Here is a 2,644-nt window from a genome sequence, read left to right on the forward strand (position 1 = left end):
CAGGCCGGCGTGCGTCTCGCGAGCTTTGGCGATCTCCGCAGCCGCCGGCACCCCCGTCAGCGTCTGAGCCAGCTTGGCGTCCGCACGGGCCTGGGCAGCGAGTGCGGACAACGGGTCGGGCGGCGGTGGAGCGGGAGGTTCTGTGGTGCACGCAACGGCGAGCGGTGCGGCGGCCACCGCGAACAGCACGCGACGGCGGCTGACCGATTCGGAGATCACACGAACCCATATTGCCAGCAGCCCTGCGGCGCGGTGGGAGCCGGGCAAAAGAGATAGTCTTGGCTTCCACGGCCGCCGGAAGAGCGTCGGCCGGGGTTTTCATGCGTTCGAACTGAAGGAGACACCACGTGTCCAGCCCGCCGCGCGGAGACCTTGCCGCGCAGCTAGCACCCGTTGTGCGGGAAGCGCTCGAAGCCGAAGGCTTCGACCTCGACGCGCTCGACGTGAATCAGGCTGGGCGCCGCCGTCTGGTCAAGGTCGTCGTGGACGGCGAGGACGGCATCGGGCTCGACGAGGTCGCCACGGCGAGCCGCGTGGTCTCCGCCGCCCTTGACGCGCACGACCACCTCATCAACGGGCCGTACACCCTCGAGGTCACCTCGCCGGGTGTCGACCGGCCCCTCACGCACCCGCGGCACTGGAAGCGCGCGCACCTGCGTCTCGTGAAGATCAAGCAGCCCGAGCAGGCCGAGTGGTTCGGCAGGGTCGGGGAGTGCGACGAGACCGGGGTCGAGCTGCTGCACCAGGGCGAGCTGAAGCGCGTGGAGTACCGACACATCGAACGCGCGGTCATGGAGATCGAGTTCAAGCAGCCGCCGGTCGAGGAACTGGCTCGGCTCACTCGGAAAGCACCGAAGGAGGAGCCGAGGTGAACGTCGACATCGCCGCCCTGAGGGCGATCGAACGTGAAAAGGACATCCCCTTCGAGACGGTCCTGGAGGCGATCGAGTCAGCACTGCTGACCGCCTACAAGCACACCGAAGGGCACCACGCGCACTCGCGCGTGGAGATCGACCGCAAGACCGGCGTCGTGCGCGTGCTCGCGCAGGACCTCGGTCCGGACGGCGCCGTGCAGGAGGAGTGGGACGACACTCCGGAAGGCTTCGGCCGCATCGCAGCCACGACCGCGCGGCAGGTCATCCTGCAGCGCCTGCGCGACGCCGAGCACGAGCGCACCTTCGGCGAGTTCGCGGCCAAGGAGGGCGAGATCATCGCCGGCGTCGTGCAGCGCGACGCCCGCGCGAACGCCCGCGGCATGGTCGTCGTGCAGGTCGGTGACACCGAGGGCGTGCTGCCGCCTGCCGAGCAGGTGCCGGGCGAGCAGTACAACCACGGCGAGCGCATCAAGTGCTACGTCGTGAGCGTGTCCCGCGGTGCGCGCGGACCGCAGATCGCTCTCTCGCGCACGCACCCGAACCTCGTGCGGCGGCTGTTCGCCCTCGAGGTCCCGGAGATCGCGGACGGCACCGTGGAGATCCCCGCGGTGGCACGTGAGGCAGGTCACCGTTCGAAGATCGCGGTCAAGTCGACGGTCCCCGGAGTGAACGCCAAGGGCGCCTGCATCGGCCCGATGGGTGCCCGTGTGCGCAACGTGATGCACGAGCTCGGTGGCGAGAAGATCGACATCATCGACCACTCGGACGACCCTGCCACTTTCGTCGGGAATGCTTTGTCACCTGCGAAGGTTGTGTCCGTACGGGTGCTCGACGAGCGCGCCAAGACGGCGCGTGTCGTGGTGCCGGACTTCCAGCTGTCGCTGGCGATCGGCAAGGAGGGGCAGAACGCCCGCCTGGCCGCCCGCCTGACCGGCTGGCGCATCGACATCCGCAGCGACGCGGAGTCCCCGGCCGCCGGAGCGGTCACATCCAGTTCGGCCGAATGAGCTCCAGGGGATAGACTCATCAACGGTTCAACGTCGGGTTCGGTCACCCAACACATCGGCCCTGTTCGTACGTGCATTGGATGCCGCACCCGGACGTTGCCGTCTGAGCTGCTGCGTGTGGTCGCGGTGGACGGTTCGGTGGTTCCGGACCTCCACAGGCGGCTTCCTGGTCGGGGTGCTTGGTTGCATTTCGATCTCGAATGTCTGCGCAACGCCGAGCGGCGACGGGCGTTTCCGCGGGCCCTCCGGGTCCAGGGAGCACTCGACGTCGCCTTGTTGCGCGAGCACCTGGAGCAGCACGGGAAATCGACCGGGGGACAGCCTCCCGGTCGGCAAGGAACAAGGAAGCAGGTCGACCCGTCATGAGTCAGCCGTGAAGCTGAAGACATGAACGCGCGACGTTAAGACGAGGTCGATGGGACTTGCCCGCCGACCTCACAACAGAGGAGTGCAGTGGCAGGCAAGGCCCGCGTGCACGAGCTCGCAAAAGAGCTCGGAGTCACGAGCAAGGAAGTTCTGAACAAGCTCGCCGAACAAGGCGAATACGTGAAGTCCGCGTCGTCCACCGTCGAGGCCCCCGTGGCCCGGCGGCTTCGTGACGCCTACGAAGCCAAGTCGAAGCCGTCGGCTCCCAAGCCGGCCGCTCCGAAGCCGAAGGCTCCGGCACCCGCAGCTGCCGCCCCCGCCGCCCCGGCGGAGTCGAAGCCGGCAGCTGCCGACAGCAAGCCCTCCGGCCCGAAGGCCGTGCCCGGCCCGAAGCCG

General features: G+C 68.5%; 4 protein-coding genes and 1 pseudogene. 4 read left to right on the forward strand and 1 reads right to left on the reverse strand.

The genetic code is table 11. The annotated features are described in order from the left end of the window. Window positions 1–219: pseudogene (locus FXN61_RS48635) on the reverse strand (hypothetical protein); the annotation flags it as partial. 128 nt (window positions 220–347) lie between these two features. Between FXN61_RS48635 and rimP the strand changes: the two are divergent. The 4 genes from rimP to FXN61_RS48655 form a co-directional block, all read left to right on the forward strand. Next, on the forward strand, window positions 348–872 hold the full coding sequence (rimP, locus tag FXN61_RS48640; RefSeq protein WP_167980527.1) for a ribosome maturation factor RimP: 525 nt from the start codon (window positions 348–350) through the stop codon (window positions 870–872). Then, window positions 869–1,882: a transcription termination factor NusA gene (gene nusA, locus FXN61_RS48645; protein WP_167980528.1), complete on the forward strand. Its 1,014-nt coding sequence runs from the start codon at window positions 869–871 to the stop codon at window positions 1,880–1,882. Before rimP ends, nusA begins: the two co-directional genes overlap by 4 nt. A 126-nt stretch (window positions 1,883–2,008) precedes the next feature. Next, window positions 2,009–2,248, forward strand: coding sequence for a YlxR family protein (locus FXN61_RS48650; RefSeq protein WP_376770829.1), 240 nt, complete (start codon window positions 2,009–2,011; stop codon window positions 2,246–2,248). A gap of 87 nt (window positions 2,249–2,335) precedes the next feature. Further along, a partial coding sequence (locus FXN61_RS48655; protein WP_312878584.1) for a translation initiation factor IF-2 N-terminal domain-containing protein occupies window positions 2,336–2,644 on the forward strand: 309 nt, incomplete at its 3' end.

The organism is Lentzea indica (genome assembly GCF_012184385.1).
Taxonomy (GTDB): Bacteria; Actinomycetota; Actinomycetes; order Mycobacteriales; family Pseudonocardiaceae; genus Lentzea; species Lentzea indica.